General features: G+C 29.0%; 3 protein-coding genes. All 3 read right to left on the bottom strand.

Annotated elements, in window-relative coordinates; translation table 11 throughout:
- Window positions 1–93: 93 nt before the first annotated feature.
- The gene (locus tag CVP05_RS12135) at window positions 94–837 is read right to left on the bottom strand and encodes a hypothetical protein (RefSeq protein WP_100289826.1); all 744 of its coding nucleotides are present in this window, start codon (window positions 835–837) and stop codon (window positions 94–96) included.
- On the bottom strand, window positions 838–1,287 hold the full coding sequence (locus CVP05_RS12130) for a hypothetical protein (protein ID WP_100289825.1): 450 nt from the start codon (window positions 1,285–1,287) through the stop codon (window positions 838–840).
- Window positions 1,288–1,306: 19 nt separating this feature from the next.
- Window positions 1,307–1,729, bottom strand: a 423-nt coding sequence (locus tag CVP05_RS12695; RefSeq protein ID WP_165773163.1) for a hypothetical protein, incomplete at its 5' end; no start/stop codon positions are given.

Raw genomic sequence — 1,729 nt, 5'->3', positions numbered from 1 at the left:
GCTTTGATTTGATGATATGCTTCTTCACTAATTTTCTTTTTAAATACAACGCTTAAGAATGTCAGCTAATAAATATATTTTCGTTCACTTATATTAGTCTAATCTTTCAATAATTAAGCGGTTCCACTTATTTGGATATTGTGCATTTTCCATATAGTTAAATTTACTAACACAAAAAATAAATTTAAATTTAACTTTATTAATAATTGCCTCATACTCATAAATAGCATAACTTTTATTTTCTATCTTTTTGAAAATTTTTTCATTTATATTATCTATATCATACTTAACATTGTAATATTTTGTAATTTCTTTCAATGGAATATTTTTAAGCAATTGTTTTTTCTTAAAGACTAAGCCTAATTCCATAAAATCATTTTCTGAAAAGTCAGTTATAGCATCTAATACACTACCTAATTCTACTATCTCAGAATAATTCCAGTGAGAACTGTTATTTCTCTTTTCTAAATAGCTAATATAGTAATCATAAATCCCCTTTTCTTTTTGAGTTGGTTTTATAAATAAATGCCTCATTTTTATAGTTGCAGTTTTTATAGGTTCAAATATTTTTTTAGGGAGATCAATATTTTTATTAAACCGACAATCATATATATAATAATTTTGTTTATAAAATATTTTTTGATCTAATAAATGATCTATAGAAATATAAATAAGTTCTTTTATAGCCGAAACATCATTTCTAGAAAACGCATAATCTTTAACATTTTTAAGATGTGTGCTTGAAGTTATATCTTCTAACCATTTTTGATTTTCAATTGCACAATTATTTTGAGCAAATGCAGGTAAAGAGACTAATAAAAAAAATAAAATTCTCATTTATGGTTCCTCCAGAATTCTATCTATAGGAAGTTCTACAGAATCCCTTATATTTATTATAAACTTCTTCCAAACATCAACACTTTCGCTAATTTCAACTTCAGAAATTCCTCTCTCTGATGCATATTTTTCTACATCCTGATATAGCGCATATGGATTAATTGCACGAATATGCCCACTTAATACTGCACTACGCCCCCAAGGAAAATCAGGAATAGTTGTACCGATAATTTCTCTAACAACCGATGCACAGGTAAAATTATTGGTAATATTATAAAATTTAACACCATTTTCAATATCATTTTTATATTGTCGCGTTCTTTCATAAAGTTGAGTATATTGTTCTTGTTTAATAGGAAATTTAAATAATTTCGTTTTTTCCGGAATACGGTAATCTGAAGTACCTCTTCCATACATACGCTGCTTCTCATGGGCGGCTACGTAAGCCAATCAAGCAAATTCCTCAAAATTAGGGTTTATAAAATCGGTTGGTTGTCCATAATTCAATCACCAAACTGCCCCATTTATTAGGGTATTTGGCATTTTCATCATAATTATCTTGATTCACACAAAAATAAAAGTGGTATTCTTCCTTACCCACAAAACGAGCAAACTGGTAAAGCATATAACATTGCCCCTTTGTATATGTTTGTCGGTCATAATCCGATAAACTTTGCGGGTCAATTTTTTCTTTAAACACTAAATCAAATTCCTCAAAATCACTGTCTAAAAAATCCGTCGCTTGTCCATAATCGTCCACAAAAATTCTAATACTTGCATAATCCCACCGCTTTTGTCTTAATCGTTTTTTGAGATAGCTGCTATATCTACCAAAAATTTCTGGCTGTTCAGCCGTCGCCTCTCTAAATATATGCCTCGTTCTGATACCACC

This window comes from Conservatibacter flavescens (assembly GCF_002795425.1).
GTDB lineage: Bacteria > Pseudomonadota > Gammaproteobacteria > Enterobacterales > Pasteurellaceae > Conservatibacter > Conservatibacter flavescens.
This window is presented reverse-complemented; position numbering and strand designations above follow the sequence as displayed.

Excerpts from the sequence above, each read along its gene's own strand:
- CVP05_RS12135 (WP_100289826.1), bottom strand. The coding sequence starts at position 837 with ATGAGAATTTTATTTTTTTTATTAGTCTCTTTACCTGCATTTGCTCAA.